The following is a 21,169-nucleotide window of genomic DNA, read 5'->3' as shown; positions in this document are numbered from 1 at the left end:
ATGCCGGGCCTGCGGAAGTGACGCACGACGCGCCGCAGGGCCCGGACGAGGCGTCCGGGCCCTGCGGCGTTCATGACTACTTCCCGGCCTCGGCCCACGCGTGCTGGGTCACCAGGTCCGCCTTGAGTTCGGCCAGTTGTACGGCGACGGCCGAGGGGGCCGTGCCGCCCCGGCCGTTGCGCGAGGCGAGTGCGCCCGGGACGTTGAGGACCGTGCGCACCTCCGGCTTCAGGTGCTCGGAGATCTTGGCGAACTGGGCGTCCGTCAGCTGGTCGAGTTCGATGCCCTCGCCCTCGCAGACCTTGACGCACTCGCCCGCGACCTCGTGCGCGACGCGGAACGGCACGCCCTGCTTGACCAGCCACTCCGCGATGTCCGTGGCGAGCGAGAAGCCCGCCGGGGCCAGCTCCTCCATCCGCTCGCGGTTGACGGTGAGGGTGGCCATCATTCCGGTGAAGGCGGGGAGCAGGACTTCCAGCGTCTCGCAGGAGTCGAAGACGGGCTCCTTGTCCTCCTGGAGGTCCCGGTTGTACGCGAGGGGAAGCGCCTTCAGGGTGGCCATCAGGCCGGTGAGGTTGCCGATGAGCCGCCCCGACTTGCCGCGCGCCAGCTCCGCGATGTCGGGGTTCTTCTTCTGCGGCATGATCGAGGAGCCGGTGGAGAAGGCGTCGTGGAGGGTGACGAAGGAGAACTCCTTCGTGTTCCAGATGATGATCTCCTCGGCGATCCGCGAGAGGTTCACGCCGATCATCGCGGTGATGAACGCGAACTCGGCGACGAAGTCGCGGGAGGCCGTGCCGTCGATGGAGTTGCCGACCGAGCCGTTCTCGAAGCCGAGGTCGGCGGCGACCGCCTCGGGGTCCAGGCCGAGCGAGGAACCGGCCAACGCCCCTGATCCGTAGGGGGAAACCGCCGTGCGGGAGTCCCACTGCCGCAGCCGTTCCGCGTCGCGGGCCAGCGGCTGGACGTGGGCCAGGACGTGGTGCGCGAAGAGGACGGGCTGCGCGTGCTGGAGGTGGGTGCGGCCGGGCATCGCCACGTCCGGGTGCGCCTCGGCCAACCCGACCAGGGCGTCCTGGAGTTCGGCGAGCAGGCCGCCGATGACGCGGGCGTGGTCGCGGAGGTACATCCGGAAGAGAGTGGCGACCTGGTCGTTGCGGGACCGGCCCGCGCGGAGCTTGCCGCCGAGGTCGGCGCCGAGGCGTTCGATGAGGCCCCGCTCCAGGGCGGAGTGGACGTCCTCGTCGGCGACCGTACCGACGAATGCGCCGGACGCGACGTCCGCTTCGAGCAGGTCGAGGCCCGCGAGCATACGGGTCAGCTCGTCGGCGGTGAGCAGTCGGGCCTTGTGCAGAACACGGGCGTGGGCGCGGGATCCGGCGATGTCGTACGGGGCGAGGACCCAGTCGAAGTGGACGGACGCGGACAGCTTGGCCAGGGCCTCGGCCGGACCGTCGGCGAACCGGCCGCCCCAGAGCCGGCCTTCACCGGTGTTGCTGCTCACAGCTGGAACTCCTCATGAGGTGTCGATGTACTGCCTCCTCCCCACGCGGAGGATGGGCATAACTATGCAGAGGTCCGTATGTTTTGTCAAAGCTCCGGGTCACCCGTGTGGGGGAACCCGCGGCTCCCTGCGATCTCCCCCGGATGCCCCGCGAATCCCCCGCCAACGAGCGGGCAGGCGAGTGAGCGCCGATGCTGGAGACGATTTCCGCGATTCCCGCCGGAGCGAAGGAGCAGTGGACACGATGACGCGACCGAGGATTGTGGTGGTCGGCGCAGGCTTCGTCGGGATCGAGTGCCTGCACCGCCTGGAGCGCAAGCTCTCCCCGCGCGACGCCGAACTGATCCTGATCTCCCCACAGGACTACCAGCTCTACCTCCCCCTGCTGCCGCACGTGGCGGCGGGCGTCCTGACCCCCCAGTCCGTCGCGGTCTCGCTCCGTCGGCGGCTGCGCCGTACGAAGATCGTGCCCGGGGTCTGCATCGGCATCGACGCCGCCGCCAAGGCGTGCGTCGTCCGCCGCACGACGGGCGAGGTGACGGTCAAGCCGTACGACCACCTGGTCATCGCCGCCGGGTCCACCACCCGCACCTTCGACATCCCGGGGCTCACGGACCACGCGCTCGGCGTGAAGACCCTCGGGCAGGCCGCGTACATCCGCGACCACGTGATCGCCCAGCTCGACCTGGCGGCAGCCGCCGTCGACGAGGAGGAGCGCAGGGCGCGGCTCCAGTTCGTGGTGGTCGGCGGCGGCTACGCGGGCGTGGAGACCGCCGCCTGCCTGCAACGCCTCACCACCAACGCCCTCAAGCGGTACCCCCGTCTGGACCCCTCGCTGGTCCGCTGGCACCTGGTGGACGTGGCCCCCCGGCTCCTCCCGGAGCTGGGCGAGCGGCTCGGCATCAAGGCGATGGCGATGCTGCGGGAGCGGGGGATCGAGTTCTCGCTGGGCACGTCGGTGGCGTCCGTCGACGAGACCACCATCAAGCTCACGGACGGCCGCACCCTGCCCTCCCGCACCCTGATCTGGACGGCGGGCGTCGCCGCGTCGCCGCTGGTCACCACGCTGGGCGCGGAGACCGTCCGGGGCCGGATCATCTCCTCCGACCACCTGAAGGTGCCGGGTTACGACGGCCTCTACGCGGCCGGGGACGTGGCGGCGGTGCCCGACGTCGCGAAGGGCGGCGACGCGATCTGCCCGCCGACCGCGCAGCACGCGCAGCGGCAGGGGAAGGTGCTCGCGGACAACATCGTGGCGAGCATGTCGGGCACCCCGCTCAAGCCGTACATCCACAAGGACCTCGGCCTGGTCGTGGACCTGGGCGGCGCGGACGCCGTCTCCAAGCCGCTCGGCATCGAACTCCACGGCCTGCCCGCCCAGGTGGTGGCGCGCGGCTACCACGTGATGGCGCTGCCGACGCTGACGGCTCGGGCGCGGGTGGTGGTCAACTGGGGGCTCAACGCGGTGGCGGGCGACGACTTCGTCCGTACCGGCTTCCAGGACAACAAGCCGAAGACGCTCCAGGACTTCGAGCAGACGAAGGCGTATCTGTCGCCGGACGAGGTGAAGAAGTACAGCGAGCAGTTGCGGGCCGGGGTGTAGACGGCGACCGGCCGACGCCCCCGAGGGGCTCAAGGGGCCGTGGCGTTGCCGCTTCCGCCGCTGAAGGCTTCGTAACGTCGGGGCATGATCCTCACGCGCGTCGCCGCCGGTTGTGCCGTCCTGGTGTCCCTCCTGCTCGCCCCGGACACTCCGGCGGCTCCGCTTCCGGAGCGGATGGCCGACACCGGCGGCGGGCGGCAGCTCGTCACCGCCGTCGCCGACGACGTGCGGGCCACCACGGGGACCGTGACCTGGTGGGAGCTCCGGGGGCGGAAGTGGACCGAGGTGGGGAGTGCCCCGGCGCGGTTCGGGGCGAAGGGGCTCGTCGAGGGGGCGGTGCGTGTGCAGAGCACGAACACGACGCCGACGGGGCTGTACGGGCTGCCGTACGGGTTCGGGACCGAGAGCGCGCCCCGGGGGACGGATGTCGCGTACCGGCGGATCGGGGCGCGGTCGTGGTGGTGTCAGGACAACCTCTCGCGCTCGTACAACCGGTGGGTGGAGGGGCTCCCGAAGGACTGCCGGGCGGGCGAGGCCGAGAAGCTGGACGCGTACGGGGTGCAGTACGCGCACGCGCTGCTCATCGACTTCAACTACGCCAAGCCCGTACGCGGGCGGGGCGCGGGCATCTTCCTGCACGTCAACGGGGACGGGGCGACGGCCGGTTGCGTGTCCGTGCCGAAGGAGGCGATGCGGCGGATCCTGCGCTGGGCGGATCCGGCGCGTAAGCCCCATATCGCCATCGGGACGGTGCGCGGGGAGACGGCCGTCACCCGCTACTGACGCGTACGTGCGGCGACCGCACCAGCCCCGATGCCTCAGACCGGACAGCCAGGCCGACGGCTGACGAACGCTCCCTCTACCGCTCCTTCTACCGCTCCTTCTGCGCGAGGCGCAGCAGGTGGTCGGCCAGGGCCTGGCCGCCCGCCGGGTCGCGGCTGATCAGCATCAGCGTGTCGTCGCCCGCGATGGTGCCGAGGATCGCGCGCAGCTCCGCCTGGTCGATGGCCGAGGCCAGGAACTGGGCGGCGCCGGGCGGGGTGCGCAGCACGACGAGGTTGGCCGAGGCTTCGGCGGAGATCAGGAGTTCTGCGGCGAGGCGGCTCATCCGCTCCTCCTTCGCGGACTCCCCGAGCGGTGCCTGCGGGGTGCGGAAGCCGCCCTCGCTGGGGACCGCGTAGATCAACTCGCCGCCGGTGTTGCGGATCTTCACCGCGCCGAGCTCGTCGAGGTCGCGGCTGAGCGTCGCCTGGGTGACGCTCAGCCCGTCGTCGCTGAGGAGCCTGGCGAGCTGGCTCTGCGAGCGCACCGGCTGCCGGTTGAGGATGTCCACGATCCGGCGGTGGCGCGCGGTCCGGGTCTGGGGTACGGCGGGACCGCCGTTGCCCCCGTTGCCGCCGTGTTCGTTGTCCCGCGCCTGCGCCTCGGTCATCTGCGTCATTCTCCGGATCGTTGGTCCCCGTGTGCCGTGTCGAGAACGCCGGGAAGGGCCTGGAGGAACGCGTCCACCACGTCGTCGCCCATGGTCAGGGCGGGCATGAGCCGTACGACATCGGGGGCGGGCGCGTTCACCAGGAAACCGGCGTCCTGAGCCGCCTGCTGCACCTGGGGAGCGAGGGACTCGGACAAGACGATACCCAGGAGCAGGCCCGCACCCCTGACGTGGGAGACCAACGGGTGTCCGAGTGACTGGATTCCGTCACGCAGCTTCTCGCCCTTGCGCTTGGTCGCGTCGAGGAGACCGTCGGCGGCGATGGTCTCCAGGACGGCGAGTCCGGCGGCGCACGCTACGGGGTTGCCGCCGAAGGTGGAGCCGTGGTGGCCGGGCATCAGGAGGTCGGCGGCCGGTCCGTACGCGACGGTCGCGCCGAGCGGGAGGCCGCCGCCGAGGCCCTTGGCGAGGGTGACGAGGTCCGGGTCGATGCCCTCTTCGGCCTGGTGGGCGAGGAAGTGGCCGGTGCGTCCCGTGCCGGTCTGGATCTCGTCGAGGACGAGGAGGGTGCCGGTGGCGCGGGTGATCTCGCGGGCCGCCACGAGGTAGCCGGGCGGGGGCACGACGACGCCGAGCTCGCCCTGGATCGGCTCGATGATCAGGAGCGCGGTGTCCTCGGTGACGGCCTCGCGGAGGGCTTCCACGTCTCCGTACGGTACGTGGGTGACGTCGCCGGGGAGCGGGAGGAAGGGCGTGCGCTTGCCCTCCTGGCCGGTGAGGGCCAGGGCACCCATGGTGCGGCCGTGGAAGCCACCGGTGGTGGCGACCATGTGGGTGCGGCCGGTGAGGCGGCCGATCTTGAAGGCGGCCTCGTTGGCCTCGGCGCCGGAGTTGCAGAAGTACACCTTGCCGGGACGACCGGAGAGCTCGATGATCCGCTCGGCGAGGGCGACGGGGGGCTCGGCGACGAAGAGGTTGGAGACGTGGCCGAGGGAGCCGATCTGGCGGGAGACCGCCTCGACGATCGCGGGGTGGGCGTGGCCGAGGGCGTTGACCGCGATGCCGCCGACGAAATCGGCGTATTCCTTGCCGTCGGCGTCCCAGAGGGTGGAGCCTTCGCCTCGGACGAGGGCGAGCTTCGGGGTGCCGTAGTTGTCGGTGAGGGCGTTCTGCCACCGTCCGGTGAGGTCGGCGTTGCTCATGACTGGGGCTCCCCCTGCGCGTCGTGTGCGTCTGCTGCGTCCGGCTGGTCGGCCACGACCATCGTGCCGATTCCTTCGTCCGTGAAGATCTCCAGCAGGATCGAGTGCTGGACCCGCCCGTCGATGACGCGGGCGGTGGTGACGCCGCCCCGCACCGCGTGCAGGCAGCCCTGCATCTTGGGCACCATGCCGCTGGCCAGCTCCGGGAGGAGCTTCTCCAGTTCGGTGGCGGTGAGGCGGCTGATGACGTCGTCGCTGTTCGGCCAGTCCTCGTAGAGGCCCTCGACGTCGGTCAGGACCATCAGCGTTTCGGCGCCCAGCGCCGCAGCGAGTGCCGCAGCCGCCGTATCAGCATTGACGTTGTAGACATGGCCGCCCTCCGAGGCGTCCTGGGCGCGCGCGATCGACGAGACGACCGGAATGCGGCCGTCCGCAAGGAGCGCCTCGATGGCACCGGTGTCGATCGAGGTGATCTCGCCGACCCGGCCGATGTCGACGGCTTCTCCGTCGATCTGCGGGAAGTGCTGGGTGGCGCTGATGGTGTGGGCGTCCTCGCCGGTCAGGCCGACGGCGAGGGGGCCGTGCTGGTTGAGCAGGCCGACCAGTTCGCGCTGCACCTGTCCCGCCAGGACCATGCGTACGACGTCCATGGCTTCGGGCGTGGTGACCCGCAGCCCGGCCTTGAACTCGCTGACGATGCCCGCCGCGTCGAGCTGTTTGCTGATCTGGGGGCCGCCGCCGTGCACGACGACGGGCTTGAGACCGGCGTGGTGGAGGAAGACGACGTCCTGGGCGAAGGCCGCCTTCAGGTCCTCGTCGATCATGGCGTTGCCGCCGAACTTGATCACGACGGTCTTGCCCTGGTGGCGGGTCAGCCAGGGCAGCGCCTCGATGAGGATCTGCGCCTTGGGGAGGGCGGTGTGTTTGCGCGCGGTCGTGGGAGTGCCCTTGTCGGTACTCATGAGGAGTACGCGCTGTTCTCGTGGACGTAGTCGGCGGTGAGGTCGTTCGCCCAGATCACGGCGGACTCGGAGCCCTCGGCGAGGTCGGCGGTGATCTTGATCTCCCGGTACCGCATGTCGACCAGGTCGCGGTCGTCGCCGAACGAGCCCTTCTTGCAGACCCAGACCCCGTTGATGGCGACGTTGAGCGCGTCGGGGTCGAAGGCGGCCTGCGTCGTGCCGATCGCGGAGAGCACCCGGCCCCAGTTGGGGTCCTCGCCGTGCAGGGCGCACTTGAGGAGGTTGTTGCGGGCGATGGACCGGCCGACCTCGACGGCGTCGTCCTCGGTCGCCGCGTTGATCACCTCGATCCGGATGTCCTTGCTCGCGCCCTCGGCGTCGCCGATGAGCTGGCGGGCGAGGTCGTCGCAGACGGTACGTACGGCGGCCGCGAACTCCTCGTCGCCCGGGGTGACTTCGGACGCGCCCGAGGCGAGGAGCAGCACCGTGTCGTTGGTGGACATGCAGCCGTCGGAGTCGACCCGGTCGAAGGTCTGCCGGGTGGCGTCGCGCAGGGCCCGGTCGAGCGCGGGGGCGTCGAGGTCGGCGTCGGTGGTGAGGACGACGAGCATGGTGGCGAGGCCCGGGGCGAGCATGCCCGCGCCCTTGGCCATGCCGCCGACGGTCCAGCCCGCCTCGCTGGTGTGCACGGACGTCTTGTGCACGGAGTCGGTGGTCTTGATGGCGATGGCGGCCTTCTCGCCGCCGTGCACGGAGAGCTCGGCGGCGGCCTTGTCGATGCCGGGGAGCAGCTTGTCCATGGGGAGCAGGACGCCGATGAGACCGGTCGACGCGACGGCGACCTCGCCCGCGCCGACACCGAGGACGTCCGCCGCCTTCTCGGCCGTGGCGTGCGTGTCCTGGAAGCCCTGCGGGCCGGTACAGGCGTTGGCACCGCCGGAGTTGAGGACGACGGCGGCGATCTCGCCGCTCTTGACGACCTGCTCGGACCAGAGGACGGGGGCGGCCTTGACGCGGTTGGAGGTGAAGACGCCCGCGGCGGCTCGGCGCGGCCCGGTGTTGACCACGAGGGCCAGGTCCGGGTTGCCGTTCTCCTTGATTCCCGCGGCGATGCCCGCCGCGGTGAACCCCTGTGCTGCCGTGACGCTCACGGTGCTACTCCGATCGAGGTGAGGCCGGTGGACTCGTCGAGCCCGAGGGCGATGTTCATGCTCTGCACCGCGCCGCCCGCGGTGCCCTTGGCGAGGTTGTCGATGGCGCTGACGACGACGATGCGCCGGGCGGCCCCGTCGTACGCGACCTGGATCTGCGCGGCGTTGGACCCGTACACGGAGGCGGTGGCGGGCCACTGCCCCTCGGGCAGGAGCCGCACGAACGGCTCGTCCCCGTAAGCCTTCTCGTACGCGGCCCGTACGTCCTGCTCCGTCACCCCCGGCTTCGCCTTCGCGCTGCTGGTGGCGAGGATGCCGCGCGGCATCGGGGCCAGCGTCGGCGTGAAGGAGACGGTGACCCGCTCCCCCGCGACGGCGCTGAGGTTCTGGATCATCTCGGGGGTGTGCCGGTGGCCGCCGCCCACGCCGTACGGCGACATGGAGCCCATCACCTCGGAGCCGAGGAGGTGCGGCTTGGCGGCCTTGCCCGCGCCGGAGGTGCCGGACGCGGCGACGATGACCGCCTCGGGCTCGGCGAGACCGGCGGCGTACGCCGGTACGAGCCCCAGGGACACGGCCGTCGGGTAGCAACCGGGCACCGCGATGCGCTTGGACCCCTCCAGCGCGGCGCGCGCACCCGGCAGTTCGGGCAGACCGTAGGGCCAGGTGCCGGCGTGCGGGGAGCCGTAGAACTTCTCCCAGTCGGCGGCGTCGGCGAGCCGGAAGTCGGCCCCCATGTCGACGACGAGCACGTCGTCGCCGAGTTGCTCGGCGACGGCGGCGGACTGGCCGTGCGGCAGGGCGAGGAAGACGACATCGTGCCCGGCCAGCACCTCTGCGGTGGTCGGCTCCAGGACGCGGCTCGTGAGCGGCGCGAGGTGGGGCTGAACGCTGCCGAGCGTCTGCCCGGCGTTGGAGTGGCCCGTCAGGGCGCCGATCTCCACGTCGGGGTGCACGAGGAGGAAACGCAGCAGTTCCCCGCCCGCGTATCCACTCGCTCCCGCCACTGCTGCCCTGACCACCATCGGACCCTCCTCGTCGATGGCATGACTATACGTACTCACGCAGTTTTATGCAAAGAGTGAATGCGGCGTACGACATCGCACCCACCCCCGACGGAGTGGGCACGGGAAGCCGGGGGCTCAGCGCCAGTAGCCGGTGAAGGTCACCGCGTCCTTGGGGAAGCCTCGGTCGGTGACCAGGTGGCGGCGGATTCCGGTGGCGAGGCGCTGGCCGCCCGCCGTCCACGCGTAGCCGGGGCCGTCCGGGAGGGTGGCGGCGCGGACGGCGGCGAGGGCCGTGTCGCCGACGGGGGTACCGGGGGGCCGGGTCAGCCAGTGGAGGGTGGTGTTCGGGCGGGTGTCGACGGGCTGGGCGTCCCGGGCGTCGGGGAGTTCGACGTACGCCTCGGTCGGGACGTCGTCGGGGGACGAGGCGAGGATGCCGAGGACGGCGGGGAGCGCGCTTTCGTCGCCGACGAGGAGGTGCCAGGTCGCGCGGGGCGGGGGGAGGAAGGTGACGCCCTCGTCGAAGATGCCGATCTCGTCGCCGGGCGAGGCGTCGCGGGCCCAGGCGGAGGCGGGGCCGAGTGTGCCGTCGGCGTCCTCGTGGAGGACGAAGTCGACGTCGAGTTCGGGGCCTTCGCCGTAGAGGCCCTCGGTGCGGTGGTGACGGACGGTGTAGTTGCGGCCGATGGGGCGGGTGTCCTTGGACATGAGCAGGTACTCGGCGACCCAGAGGCCGTTGGTCCGCCGGGGAAGGCGGAGTACGCCATCGGCGGTGGGGAGGAAGACGCGGAACCACTGGTCGTAGCCCATGGGGACGAAGGACTTCAGGGCCTCGCCGCCGAGGGTGACGCGGACGAAGTGGGGGCTGATCTGCTTGCGGGCCACCACGTGCGGGACGAGGAACTCCCGCCGCTCGGGCTTGCGGTACTTACCGTCCTTGGCCATGTCGCCCACTCCCCCGGTTCATTTAGGTTAGGCAAACCTAACATTGCTGGTGGTGGGCGGGTACTGGGTCAACGAAGGCCGGAGGGGTTCTTGTTGACGGAAAGATGCCTGTTGCGTGTGGGGCGCATGAGATTAGATGGCGGCTGCCGAATTGCCGGGGGAAGTGAGGTCGGCCTGTGGAATACGTCGTGCTGGCGTGCCGCGTACTGGTCGGGACGATGTTCGTCGCCTCGGCGGCGAGCAAGCTGCTCTCGGCCGCGTCGTTCCGGTCGTTCGTGACCGCGACCCGTGACATGGGGGTTCCCGCCGCGATCGCTCCCGGCGTCGCGGTGGGTGTGGTGGCGGGCGAGTGCGCCTCCGCGGTGCTGCTGGCGCTGTGGCCGGGCGGTGTGGCGGGCTTCGTCGTGGCGGGAGTGCTGCTGGTGGGCTTCACCGCCGGGATCGCGGGGGTCCTGCTGCGGGGGAAGGACCAGTCCTGCAACTGCTTCGGGTCCACCACCGCTCCGATCGGCCCGCGTCATGTGGTGCGCAATGCGGCGCTGCTGGCAGTGGTCGCGGCCGGGCTGCTCTGCCGGACCGGCGGGCCGGGGCAGACGCACTGGGCGGGCGTGCTGGGGGCCGTTCTCGCGGGACTGGTCGGGGCGGCGCTGGTGCTGTCCACCGACAACCTGGCCGAGCTCTTCACCAAGGGGACGGCCGAGGTCCCCGAGCAGCGGCCTGCGGCCGCTTCGTAGGACTGCGGCCGCACGGCCGGGGCAGTGACCACCAGGACCGTCACTGCCGGGACCGCAACCGGCGGGACCGCAACTGCCGGGACCGTACTGCCCGAGGAGCAGGAGGGCTGCCTCCTCGGGTACGACGCCCGTCGGGCCGCGCCCGCCGAAGCTGTACGTCATGACGACGACCCTCGCTCCCCGCGCCCGCACCCTGCGTCCCGTCGAGCGCGCCTGCCTCCTGGTCGGCCTGCTGCTCCTCGCGTCCGGCCTGCTGCACCTGGCGGTCTTCGCGGTGGACGGCGGGCCGTGGAACGGGCCCGTTTCCTGGCGCAAGCCCGTGACCTTCGGCCTGTCCTTCGGGCTGACGCTGATGGCCGTGGCGTGGGTGGCGTCGTACCTGCGGATCGGCGAGCGGACGCGGACGGTGGTACTCGGCCTCTTCGCGGCGGACTGCGTGCTGGAGGTCGGCGGGATCACGCTTCAGGCGTGGCGGCACCGGCCCTCGCACCTCAACATGGAGACCGGCTTCGACACGGTCGTGTCCATGGGGCTCGCGGTGGGCGGGGTGGTCCTGGTGCTGTTGCTGACCGTGCTGGCGGTGGCGGCGTTCCGGCGGCGGCCGGGCGGGCCCGCCGGGATGCCGCTCGCGCTGCGGGCCGGGTTCGCGATCCTGCTGGTGGGGCTGGCGTCGGGGGCGGCGATGATCGCGCGCGGAGTGGTCCTGACGCGTACGGGGCATCAGCTGGACGCGTACGCCTCGACGGGCGTGCTGAAGCCGTTGCACGGGGTCAGCCTGCACGCGGTGCTGGTGCTGCCCGTCCTGGCGTGGCTGCCGGCGGCCCGTACGGCATGGAGCGAGGACGTACGGGAGCGAGTCGTGCGGGGTGGCGTGTGGGCGTACGGGGTGGCGGTGGCGGGGGCCCTCGCCTGGAGTCTCGCGGCCTGAACGCGGGACTGCCCCGTCCGGTGAAGTACCGTCCGGGGCAGTCCTGTTGACGCAGCGTCAGACACTGAGCCGGAGACTCAGGCGAGGGTCGCCAGGGCCTCGTTCAGCGTCTTCGACGGACGCATGACGGCCGCGGCCTTCTTGGCGTCCGGCTGGTAGTAGCCGCCGATGTCGACCGGCGAGCCCTGCACGGCGATCAGCTCGGAGACGATGGTCTCCTCCTGCTCGGCCAGCGTCGCGGCCAGCGGGCCGAACGCCTCGGCGAGCGCCGCGTCGTCGGTCTGGTTGGCCAGCTCCTGGGCCCAGTACAGGGCCAGGTAGAAGTGGCTGCCCCGGTTGTCGATGCCGCCGAGCTTGCGGCTCGGGGACTTGTCCTCGTTGAGGAAGGTGCCCGTGGCGCGGTCCAGGGTGTCGGCGAGCACCTGGGCGCGCGCGTTGCCCGTGGTGGTGGCGAGGTGCTCGAAGGAGACGGCCAGCGCCAGGAACTCACCGAGGGAGTCCCAGCGGAGGTAGTTCTCCTTGACGAGCTGCTGGACGTGCTTGGGGGCGGAGCCGCCCGCGCCCGTCTCGAAGAGGCCGCCGCCGTTCATGAGCGGGACGACGGAGAGCATCTTGGCGCTGGTGCCCAGCTCCAGGATCGGGAAGAGGTCCGTGAGGTAGTCACGGAGCACGTTGCCGGTCACCGAGATGGTGTCCTCGCCCCGGCGGATGCGCTCCAGGGAGTACGCGATGGCCTTGACCGGCGACATGATCTCGATCGTCAGACCGTCGGTGTCGTGGTCGCCGAGGTACTTCTTGACCTTGGTGATGAGCTGCGCGTCGTGGGCGCGCTCCTCGTCCAGCCAGAACACGGCCGGGACGCCGGTGGCGCGGGCACGCGTGACGGCCAGCTTGACCCAGTCCTGGATCGGGAGGTCCTTGGTCTGGCACATCCGGAAGATGTCGCCCGCACCCACGACCTGCTCCAGGACGGCGGTGCCGTTGGCGTCGACGACGCGCACCGTGCCCGTGGTCTGGATCTCGAAGGTCTTGTCGTGGCTGCCGTACTCCTCGGCCTTCTGCGCCATCAGACCGACGTTGGGCACGGAGCCCATGGTCGACGGGTCGTAGGCGCCGTTGGCGCGGCAGTCGTCGATGACGACCTGGTAGATGCCCGCGTACGAGGAGTCCGGGAGGACCGCGAGGGTGTCGGCCTCGTTGCCGTCCGGGCCCCACATGTGGCCGGAGGTGCGGATCATGGCGGGCATCGAGGCGTCGACGATGACGTCGGACGGCACGTGCAGGTTGGTGATGCCCTTGTCGGAGTCGACCATGGCCAGCTCCGGGCCCTCGGCGAGCTCGGCGTCGAAGGACGCCTTGATCTCGGCGCCCTGCGGGAGCGACTCCAGACCCTTGTAGATGCCGCCGAGGCCGTCGTTGGGGGTCAGACCCGCCGTGGCCAGGACGTCGCCGTACTGGGCGAAGGTCTTCGGGAAGAAGGCGCGGACCACGTGGCCGAAGATGATCGGGTCGGAGACCTTCATCATCGTGGCCTTGAGGTGCACGGAGAAGAGCACGCCCTCGGACTTGGCGCGGGCGAGCTGCGCGGTGAAGAACTCGCGCAGCGCGGCGACACGCATCACAGAGGCGTCGACGACCTCACCGGCGAGTACGGGTACGGACTCGCGCAGGACGGTGGTGGAGCCGTCGTCGCCGACGAGCTCGATACGGAGCGATCCGGCCTCGGCGATCACGGCGGACTTCTCGGTGGAGCGGAAGTCGTCGGCGCCCATGGTGGCGACGTTGGTCTTGGACTCCGGGGTCCACTTGCCCATGCGGTGGGGGTGGGCCTTGGCGTAGTTCTTGACCGAGGCGGGGGCGCGGCGGTCGGAGTTGCCCTCGCGCAGGACCGGGTTGACGGCGCTGCCCTTGATCTTGTCGTAACGGGCGCGGACGTCCTTGTCCTGGTCGGTCTTCGCCTCGTCCGGGTAGTCCGGAAGCGCGTAGCCCTGGGCCTGGAGCTCGGCGACCGCGGCCTTCAGCTGCGGGATCGAGGCCGAGACGTTGGGCAGCTTGATGATGTTCGCGCCGGGCGTCTTGGCCAGCTCGCCGAGCTCGGCGAGCGCGTCATCGATCCGCTGCTCCTCCTTCAGGAACTCGGGGAAGCTCGCGATGATGCGGCCCGCCAGGGAGATGTCGCGGCTTTCGACCGTGACACCGGCCGTGGAGGCGTACGCCTCGACGACGGGCAGGAACGAATACGTCGCGAGGGCCGGGGCCTCGTCGGTGTGCGTATAGATGATGGTCGAGTCAGTCACCGGGTACTCCGCTCCACGTCTGCAACATTGCTTGACGTCAAGATATCTCGTGAGGGGGAGTGGGGGTGAAGTGGGGCTCCCGGCCTCGCGACCTCCCGGGTCGACGGGCTGCGACTTGTGCGGCTCTGCGGCGGGGGCGCTCCCTGCCCCTTGAGGGGCGCGGGACTGTGTCACTGTGCGGCTCCGCCGCGGGGGCGCTCCCGGCTTCGCTGGGTCTGGGAGGGGGTGCGCCCCTTTAGGGGCGCGGGGAACTGCGCGCCCAGCCCCAACGCGCCCGCACGTGTGCGGGACAGCCGCGCGGCGAGCGCTTGAGGTGAAGGGGTGGGGAGGGGCGGCCCGCCGCAGGCGCACCCGGGCGCGGCGGCACCCATCGGCGGAGGCCAAGCGGACGGCACCGGGGTGGGGCCCTCTCAGGCGGTGCGGCCGCATCGGGGCAGGTCGGGGGCGCTCCGGGGTGGGCCCGGAGCGAGGGGGGCCGCCCCCTTGCCCGCCCGTCCCGCCCCCGGGGGGCGGCCCCGCCGCCCAAGGAGGCGAGGGAAGCGGAGGGCGGAGCCCAAGGGGGCGAGGCGGAAGCGGAGAGAGGTGGGAGGAGCCAGGAGGGAGCGGCCCCCGCTGGCCAAAGGGGGATGGGGCAGCGGGGAGAGGTGGGAGGAGTGAGGTGGGGGTGGGGGATTAGAGGGTGGATACGTCCAGGGTGGAGAGGCGGTCGGGATCGGCGAGGATGTTCAGTTCGAGGATCTTGTCGTTGACGATCGTGAAGGCCATGACCCCCATCACCTTTCCGTTGATCACGGTGACCAGCCCCGGCGCCCCGTTGACCAGCGCCGGCCGGGCGAACCGCGCCCCCCGCGAGAACATGAGCGCGTTCGACACGACCTCCCTCGCCCCCCGCACCACCTTCGACAGCCCCGGCGTCCCCGCCCCCGCGTCCGCGCGCAGCAGGCACTGCGGGTCGAGGAGGGAGAGCAGGCCGTCGAAGTCGCCGCCCCGGGAGGCGGCGAGGAACGCCGCGACCACCTCGCGCTGGCGGGACGCGTTCGTGTCGGGCGCGGGGGCCGTGCCCTGCACCCGGCGCCTGGCCCGGCTGGCGAGCTGGCGGGTCGCCGCCGGGGTCCGGTCGACGAGCGGCGCGATCTCCTCGAAGGGCACCGCGAACATGTCGTGCAGGACGAAGGCGAGCCGTTCGGCGGGGCCCAGGGTTTCCAGTACGACCAGGAGTGCGAGGCCCACCGAGTCCGCGAGCAGCGCCTGCTGCTCCGGGTCCGCCTCGTCGTCGCGGCGCACGATCGGGTCGGGGACGTGGGTGTCGGAGAGCGGGTCGAGGGGGTCCTCGCGGCGGGAGGTGCGCGAGCGCAGCTGGTCGAGGCAGACCCGGGCGACGACCGTGGTCAGCCAGCCGGGAAGGTTGTCGATGGTGGCGGCGTCCTGGCGGCCGAGGCGCAGCCATGCCTCCTGGACCGCGTCCTCGGCCTCCGCGGCGGAGCCGAGCATCCGGTAGGCGACACCGCGCAGCCGGTCCCGGTTGGCCTCGAACTGGCCTGCCAGGAAGTCGGGCCCGGCCGCGCCCGCCGCGCCGCTGCCTTCGGTGCCGTTGCCTGCCCTGCGTATCGGTTCCATGGGTGAGGGCCCCGTGTCTCTCGTCGTAGGGTCGCGGCCCTGTCTCGTACGGCCGCACCTGCTTGACGATCGCCGCACGGAGAATGTGACGGGCCGGACCAACAACGGCCCCGTCGCCCCTACTTGGCGCCCACCAGCCGCACCGTCCCGACGATCTTGCGTACCGTAGCGTCCGGAACCTCCTGGGGCACGCCCTTCGCCCCGACGAAGCTCCAGGAGACGAGCGTGCCCCGGGAGCCGGTGAAGGCGAAGGTCGTGACCTTGCCGTCGGTGGAGCACTTGCCCTTCTTGGGCACGCCCGAGGATGCGGCGCTCGCCAGGCTGCCCTTGATGCCGGACGAGGTGGTGAAGGGTTCGGCCGGGGTCGCGTTCGCCCGGCTGCGGTCGGGCTGGGTGTAGGCCCCGTACAGCCACAGCCGCGCGGTCTCGCGGGCCGCGTCGGCGGCGGACGCGGCCTTGCGTTCGCCCCGGGAACCGGCCGAGGCGAGGGCGGTCTCCTCGCGGTTGCCGTCCTTGTCGTCGTCGGACGTGCACCACTTCTCCTGGAGGACCCCGGGTGCGGTGAAGCCGACGAGGGGCGTTTCGGTCTCGTCCTTCGCGTCGGCGACGTAACTGACCCAGCTGCTCGCCTTGCGGTCCCACTCCTGCGGCACGTCGAAGGCGATGCCCAGCTGGGGGTTGACGACGGTCTTCCAGCCGGGGACGACCGGCGTCGGCTCGGCCGCCGGGCCCCGGTCGGTGCCGGGCCGCGCGTCCGCCGACGGGGTCCGTCCGGGGGTGGCGGTGGCGGTGGGCTTCGTGACGACCTTGTCGTCGCCGTCGCCGCCGAGGACCAGGAACCCGGTCACGGCGCACCCGACGACGGCCACGGCTGCCGCTCCGACGACGAGCTGGGTGGCGAGGCTCCAGCCGCTCCCGTCTCCGCCGCCGCCCGGGGGCGGGAGCGGCGACCGCGACTGCGACTGCGTCTGCTGCTGCGCGTACGGCTGGTACCCCTGCGGTTGCGTGGGGTGCTGCTGGTACGGGTTGCTCTGCGGGTGCGGCGGGTGCTGTCCTGCCCCCGACGACTGCTCTCCTGGCCACATGGGGAGCAACCATAGACTTCCGCCCCGCCAGCCCCACGGGCCCCACCTGCCCCCGGGTGCACGCGCCTCCCCGCTCAGGCCCCCGGAACCCGGTCCAGGAAGCCCTTCACCGAAGAGACCCGCCCGTCCTCCTCGACGGTCGCGACGTCGAAGCCCGCGACGGGGGCGGACCCGTCGGCCAGCGAGACCAGCTCCCAGCCGAAGCGGACGATGTCGTGGTGACCGTCGGGCTCGCCGTGCAGCCGGAACTCGAAGCCGGGGAACTGGGCGTGCGCCCCGGCGATCATCTCCGCGACCTCCGCGTGGCCGCGCACCTCGGTGCCCGGGTCGGTGTAGGCGACATCCTCGGTGAAGGCGACCGCGACGGCCTTGGCGAGGTCGTCGGGGCCCGTGCTGGCGTTCCAGGCGGCGAAGTAGTGCTGGAGGGCGGTGCGGAAGTCGACGCTCATGGCGGTGTCCTCTGATCGGCGTGTGTGAACTGCTGGCGAGTGCTTCTGGCTGTCCGCCGGGCTTGTCCCCCGGCGACGACCTCACGATCTCGCAACCCCGCCCGACCGTCGATTACTCCCCAGGTAACGAGGTAACGCCCGCCCCCGGTCAGGGGCGTTCGAGCCCGGAGGCCACCTCGCGCCACGCCTCGCGCGGCGGCCCTTCCGCCGCGACCGCGCCCCAGATCCGTACGGCACCCGCGTCCGAACCGTCGTACGGCTCCCAGCCAGGATCACCCGTCGTCGCGAACTCGGCCCAGGCACGCACCAGTTGGCGGGACAGGGCGTCGTCCGCCTCGTCCGGGGGCCCGCCGATGAGGAATTCCAGGGCGGGATCGTGGTGGCTGCCGAAGGCGAAGGGCACGTCCGCGCAGTGCCAGGCGCGCACCCGGGGCGTGCCGTCGGCGTCGGTACGCCGACGGGCGAAGCGGGACAGGAAGGTGCGGCCCCCGGCGCGGACGTGGGCGTCGGCGACGCGATGGCTGTACTCGGCGAACATCCGGTCGCCCAGGAGCGCGAGGTACACGTCCAGGACGGGGGCGCCGGGCATGCGGTCCCGGTAGGCGGCGACGAGGGATTGCGGAAGTTTGAAGTCGGCGCAGAAAACGGCGAGTTCGGCCTCCGTGGTCACCTTGGCGCTGCTCCCGACCGCATCCAGCAGCCAGTACTCCTCGGTGGTGTGGCAGACCAGCAGGTCCACTCCGGCGAGCGGGGCTCCGGCGTGCACGGCGAGGGGGTCGGCGGGCAGGAGCCCGTCACCGGGGACCGGACCGTCCGCGACCGGACCGTAGAGGACCGGGTCGTAGTACCTCCGCCCCACCCCCGCGTCCCGCCTCCAGACCCCGGCCACCCGGTCCGAAGCCGCCGTCAGCTCCTGCGGCGACGCGCCGAGAAGCCCCTGGACGGTGGCCGGAACACCGGCTTCCGCAGCCACCGCACGGGTGATGTCCTCGGCCAGCTCCCGGGAGAAGCACGGCCCGACCGCGCTGTGCGCGATGACCCGCCGAACCAGCCCGCGCGTCTCCTCGCCCAGCAGCAGACTCACGGCGGCGGTGGCCCCGGAGGACTGCCCTGCGACGGTGACGCGGTCGGGGTCGCCGCCGAAGGCCGCGATGTTCGCATGGACCCAGCGGAGGGCGGCGACCTGGTCGAGCAGGCCCCGGTTCTCCGGGTACCCGGCCTCGTCGCCGCCCGGCAGGTGCCCGAACCCCTCGAAGCCGAGCCGGTAGTTGAGCGTCACGACCACCAGTCCGGCGCGCGCCAGGACCGTACCGTCGTGGTCGGGCTGGGCGGAGGAACCGAAGCTGTACGCGCCGCCGTGCAGCCAGACGAGCACCGGCAGAGCCGAACTCCCCTCCGGGGCCCAGAGGTTGAGGGTGAGGACGTCCTCGTCGCCGGGCTTCCAGGAGGGAGCGCCCGGCAGTTCGGCCGACTGCGGGGCGACGGGGCCGTACGAGATGCAGTCGCGGACGCCGCCCCAGGATGCGGGCGACTGCGGGGCACGGAAGCGGTTCGGCCCGAACGGCGGTGCGGCGTAAGGGATTCCGAGGTGGGAGACGATGCCGGGAGCGGCGTGCGCACCCCGCACGAGTCCCGCCTCCACACGTACGGCGGGCGGGCGGTCCGCGTCCTCTCCGCCCGGACGGACGGTACGCACCCAGCGCACCTCTCCGTCCTGCCGCACGTCCGTCGGCAGGAGTCCGGCGGCGCGGGCGACGCTCTGGGACGCGCGGTGCTCGGGGTGCACGTGCGCCCGCAGTTCGGTGACGCCCGGACGGGCGGCGAGCCAGGCGGCCAGCGCGCGGGCCGCCTCGCCCGCGATGCCCCGTCCCTGCCAGGCCGTGCCGGTCACCCAGGCGATCTCCGCGACGCCGCCCTCGACGGTGGCCTGGACCGTGCCGGTCAGGCGGTCCTCGTCGCGCAGCCGCACCACCCAGTTGAGCCAGCCGACGGCGGGGTCGGGTGCGCCGCGTTCCAGCCGCTCGTACCGGGCGAGGAGCGCGTCGGCGGTGAGCGGGGCCCCGCCGATGAAGGCGTGCAGGGCGGGGTCGTCGAGGACCTCGGCCATGTCCGGGGCGTGGGCGGCGGCGAGGGGGATCAGGTCGAGGCGGTCGGTGGCGATGACCTCGGCCGGGTGGGGCGGGGTGTGCGGCATGCGGTGGCGTCTCTCCGTCTGCTGGGCGAGCCGTCACCGTAACCTCTGCCTCGTTTACGATCACTGGGATTTCGCCTCCAGCGAGCACTGCACGATGTGTGCGGCTGGGTGGGGCTCGGCCGGATCTCGTACGCCAGCCCTTCCGAGCAACTCATTGGCCGACTCGGTGAGTTGAACGCACCCGAGCCGCCGCTGACGGCCCTGTCGGTGCAGCAGGTGGTGCCGGGCATCCTCGTCGAGGGCCCCGCGCCGGAGCTGACGGAGGAGATCAGGGGACTGTTCCGGAAGATGCTGGGAGCGCAGGCGTGACGAAGGGCCGCCGGGGACTCCGCTCACGCCCAACCCCACTCCCCTGCACCCGACTTGACCGTTTCGTTGTGGTACGAGGTCTTCTGGCGGGGACGTTCCGGTCGTAGGCTCCGGGCCGTGTACGACAAGGGCGAGCCCCTCTCCGCGTCCCGCGCGCTCCACTCCTTCGCCACCGTTCCCGTCGCCGCCGTGTGCGTCGCCGTGGCGGGGCTCCTCACCGCCCTGTCGGGACGGTACGGCTACCACCGCGACGAGCTGTACTTCCTGGTCGCCGGGGACCGTCCGGACTGGGGGTACGTCGACCAGCCGCCCCTGACCCCGCTGCTGACCCGGGCGTTCAGCTCCGTCTTCGGCGACAGCCCGGCGGGACTGCGGGTCGCCGGGACGCTCGCCTGCGTGATCCTGGTGCTGCTGGTCGCCTCCGTGGTCCGGGAGCTGGGCGGCGACCGGCGGGCGCAGATCCTGGCCGCCGGGTGCGCGGCGACGTCGACGTTCGTGCTGGCCGTGGGGCACATCGTGACCACGGCGACGTACGACCTGGTGGCGTGGCTGGCGATCGGCTGGCTGTTCCTGCGGCTGCTGCGCACCGGGAACCCGCGCTGGTGGGCGCCGATGGGGGCCGCCGTCGGGATCGGCGTGCAGAACAAGTACCTGGTGGCGATGCTGGTCGCCGCGCTGCTCGGCGGCCTCGCGGTGGCCGGGCCCCGGCGGCTGCTGCGCAGCGGGTGGCTGGGGGTGGGGGTGGCGCTGGCGGTGCTGATCGCCTGGCCCAACCTGTGGTGGCAGGAGCAGCACGGCTGGCCCCAGCTCACCGTGGCGGGCGGCATCGTGGCCGACGACGGCACCGAGAACCGGCTCCTCTTCGTACCGCAGCAGCTGCTGTTCCTGTCGCCGTTGTACGCGCCGGTGTGCGCGGCGGGGTGGCTGCGGCTGTGGCGGGACGCGCGGGTGGGGTGGGCGCGGGCGGTGGCGTGGGCGTATCCGCTGCTGTGCCTCCAGGTGATCGGCACGGGCGGCAAGCCGTACTACGCGCTGCCGCTGCTGCTGGTGCTGCTGGCGGCGGGGTGCCCGCCCTCGGTGGCGTGGCTGGCGGGTGGGGCGCGGCGGGTGCGGCGCTCCGTGCTGGTGGGGGCGGTGACGGTGACGGCGGCGATGAGTCTGACGGTGGGACTGCCGGTGTTGCCCCCGAGCCAGCTGGAGTGGGTGAACGGCATCAACCCGGAGCAGGGCGAGCAGGTGGGCTGGCCGGAGTTCGCGGACGCGGTGGCGGCGGGCTGGCGGAGGGTGCCGCCGGGTGAGCGGGCCACGTCGGTGGTCTTCACGCAGAACTACGGGCAGGCGGGGGCGCTCGTACGGTACGGGCCCGCGCGGGGGCTGCCCGCGCCGTACTCGGGGCACATGAGCTTCGCGGACTGGGGGCCGCCGCCGGATTCCGCGACGGGGCGGGTGGTGCTGGTGCGGCAGCGGGGCAGCGGGGGTGGGGCGTCGCGGTTCTTCCGGGGGTGCCAGGACGTGGGGCGGGTGGACAACGGGGCGGGGGTGGAGAACGAGGAGCAGGGGACGGCGGTGGTGGTGTGCGCGGGAACGGTGTCGCGGTGGTCGGAGCTGTGGCCCCGGTTGCGGCACTTCTACTGAGGGCGGGGCAAGGGGAGAGGTAGGGCTGTGAGCGGGGGCGGGGGTTCAGGCCGCCGGGCGGGGCGGGTTCCCCCCTCCCCGCCCCTTCCCCTCAAGTGCTGGCCGCGCGGCTGGT

18 protein-coding genes and 1 pseudogene are annotated in these 21,169 nt (G+C 72.1%); 6 read left to right on the top strand and 13 right to left on the bottom strand.

What is annotated here, in order from left to right; genetic code table 11:
• Positions 1 to 76: 76 nt before the first annotated feature.
• Positions 77 to 1,504 carry an argininosuccinate lyase gene (argH, locus tag OG897_RS13055; protein ID WP_266655913.1) on the bottom strand — a complete coding sequence of 476 codons (1,428 nt, stop codon included), beginning with the start codon at positions 1,502 to 1,504 and terminating at the stop codon, positions 77 to 79.
• Between the two features lie 244 nt (positions 1,505 to 1,748).
• On the opposite strand from argH, the gene OG897_RS13050 reads away from it, so the two are divergent.
• A complete protein-coding gene (locus OG897_RS13050; RefSeq protein WP_266655911.1) occupies positions 1,749 to 3,107 on the top strand; it encodes an NAD(P)/FAD-dependent oxidoreductase in 1,359 nt (452 codons plus the stop codon).
• Positions 3,108 to 3,191: 84 nt separating this feature from the next.
• Positions 3,192 to 3,890 carry a L,D-transpeptidase gene (locus tag OG897_RS13045; RefSeq protein ID WP_266655909.1) on the top strand — a complete coding sequence of 233 codons (699 nt, stop codon included), beginning with the start codon at positions 3,192 to 3,194 and terminating at the stop codon, positions 3,888 to 3,890.
• Positions 3,891 to 3,978: 88 nt separating this feature from the next.
• On the opposite strand, the gene OG897_RS13040 is transcribed toward OG897_RS13045, so the two are convergent.
• The 6 genes from OG897_RS13040 to OG897_RS13015 all read right to left on the bottom strand — a co-directional run bounded on the left by OG897_RS13040 (position 3,979) and on the right by OG897_RS13015 (position 9,806).
• Positions 3,979 to 4,539 carry an arginine repressor gene (locus OG897_RS13040; RefSeq protein ID WP_266656812.1) on the bottom strand — a complete coding sequence of 187 codons (561 nt, stop codon included), beginning with the start codon at positions 4,537 to 4,539 and terminating at the stop codon, positions 3,979 to 3,981.
• Between the two features lie 5 nt (positions 4,540 to 4,544).
• Entirely contained in the window at positions 4,545 to 5,741 is a 1,197-nt protein-coding gene (locus OG897_RS13035) for an acetylornithine transaminase (RefSeq protein ID WP_266655907.1), read from the bottom strand.
• Entirely contained in the window at positions 5,738 to 6,703 is a 966-nt protein-coding gene (argB, locus tag OG897_RS13030) for an acetylglutamate kinase (RefSeq protein ID WP_266655905.1), read from the bottom strand. Before argB ends, OG897_RS13035 begins: the two co-directional genes overlap by 4 nt.
• The gene (gene argJ / locus OG897_RS13025) at positions 6,700 to 7,854 is read right to left on the bottom strand and encodes a bifunctional glutamate N-acetyltransferase/amino-acid acetyltransferase ArgJ (protein ID WP_266655903.1); all 1,155 of its coding nucleotides are present in this window, start codon (positions 7,852 to 7,854) and stop codon (positions 6,700 to 6,702) included. The genes argB and argJ overlap by 4 nt, the downstream gene beginning before the upstream one ends.
• The gene (argC, locus tag OG897_RS13020; protein WP_266656811.1) at positions 7,851 to 8,879 is read right to left on the bottom strand and encodes an N-acetyl-gamma-glutamyl-phosphate reductase; all 1,029 of its coding nucleotides are present in this window, start codon (positions 8,877 to 8,879) and stop codon (positions 7,851 to 7,853) included. The genes argJ and argC overlap by 4 nt, the downstream gene beginning before the upstream one ends.
• Positions 8,880 to 8,996: 117 nt before the next feature.
• Positions 8,997 to 9,806, bottom strand: a complete 810-nt coding sequence (locus tag OG897_RS13015) for a siderophore-interacting protein (RefSeq protein ID WP_266655901.1) — start codon at positions 9,804 to 9,806, stop codon at positions 8,997 to 8,999.
• 176 nt (positions 9,807 to 9,982) lie between these two features.
• Between OG897_RS13015 and OG897_RS13010 the strand changes: the two genes are divergently transcribed.
• Together OG897_RS13010 and OG897_RS13005 are read left to right on the top strand one after the other, a co-directional pair.
• Positions 9,983 to 10,540 carry a MauE/DoxX family redox-associated membrane protein gene (locus tag OG897_RS13010; RefSeq protein WP_266655899.1) on the top strand — a complete coding sequence of 186 codons (558 nt, stop codon included), beginning with the start codon at positions 9,983 to 9,985 and terminating at the stop codon, positions 10,538 to 10,540.
• Between the two features lie 160 nt (positions 10,541 to 10,700).
• Positions 10,701 to 11,468, top strand: a complete 768-nt coding sequence (locus tag OG897_RS13005) for a hypothetical protein (RefSeq protein ID WP_266655897.1) — start codon at positions 10,701 to 10,703, stop codon at positions 11,466 to 11,468.
• 77 nt (positions 11,469 to 11,545) lie between these two features.
• On the opposite strand, the gene OG897_RS13000 is transcribed toward OG897_RS13005, so the two are convergent.
• The 6 genes and pseudogenes from OG897_RS13000 to OG897_RS12975 all read right to left on the bottom strand — a co-directional run.
• Positions 11,546 to 13,765: an NADP-dependent isocitrate dehydrogenase gene (locus OG897_RS13000; protein WP_266655896.1), complete on the bottom strand. Its 2,220-nt coding sequence runs from the start codon at positions 13,763 to 13,765 to the stop codon at positions 11,546 to 11,548.
• Between the two features lie 672 nt (positions 13,766 to 14,437).
• Entirely contained in the window at positions 14,438 to 15,382 is a 945-nt protein-coding gene (gene sigJ, locus OG897_RS12995) for an RNA polymerase sigma factor SigJ (protein ID WP_266655894.1), read from the bottom strand.
• Positions 15,383 to 15,501: 119 nt separating this feature from the next.
• Positions 15,502 to 16,467 (bottom strand): hypothetical protein, encoded by a 966-nt coding sequence (locus tag OG897_RS12990; RefSeq protein ID WP_266655892.1) that lies wholly within the window; start codon positions 16,465 to 16,467, stop codon positions 15,502 to 15,504.
• A 74-nt stretch (positions 16,468 to 16,541) separates the two neighbouring features.
• A complete protein-coding gene (locus tag OG897_RS12985; RefSeq protein ID WP_266655890.1) occupies positions 16,542 to 16,916 on the bottom strand; it encodes a nuclear transport factor 2 family protein in 375 nt (124 codons plus the stop codon).
• Between the two features lie 148 nt (positions 16,917 to 17,064).
• Positions 17,065 to 18,612, bottom strand: a complete 1,548-nt coding sequence (locus OG897_RS12980) for a carboxylesterase family protein (protein WP_323188061.1) — start codon at positions 18,610 to 18,612, stop codon at positions 17,065 to 17,067.
• 51 nt (positions 18,613 to 18,663) lie between these two features.
• Positions 18,664 to 19,110: pseudogene (locus OG897_RS12975) on the bottom strand (GNAT family N-acetyltransferase); the annotation flags it as partial.
• A gap of 171 nt (positions 19,111 to 19,281) precedes the next feature.
• Here OG897_RS12975 and OG897_RS12970 point away from each other — a divergent pair.
• Together OG897_RS12970 and OG897_RS12965 are read left to right on the top strand one after the other, a co-directional pair.
• A complete protein-coding gene (locus OG897_RS12970; protein ID WP_266655888.1) occupies positions 19,282 to 19,419 on the top strand; it encodes a hypothetical protein in 138 nt (45 codons plus the stop codon).
• A gap of 117 nt (positions 19,420 to 19,536) precedes the next feature.
• Entirely contained in the window at positions 19,537 to 21,054 is a 1,518-nt protein-coding gene (locus OG897_RS12965) for a glycosyltransferase family 39 protein (RefSeq protein ID WP_266655886.1), read from the top strand.
• Positions 21,055 to 21,169 lie beyond the last annotated feature (115 nt).

This window comes from Streptomyces sp. NBC_00237, assembly GCF_026342435.1.
Lineage (GTDB): Bacteria > Actinomycetota > Actinomycetes > Streptomycetales > Streptomycetaceae > Streptomyces.
This window is presented reverse-complemented; position numbering and strand designations above follow the sequence as displayed.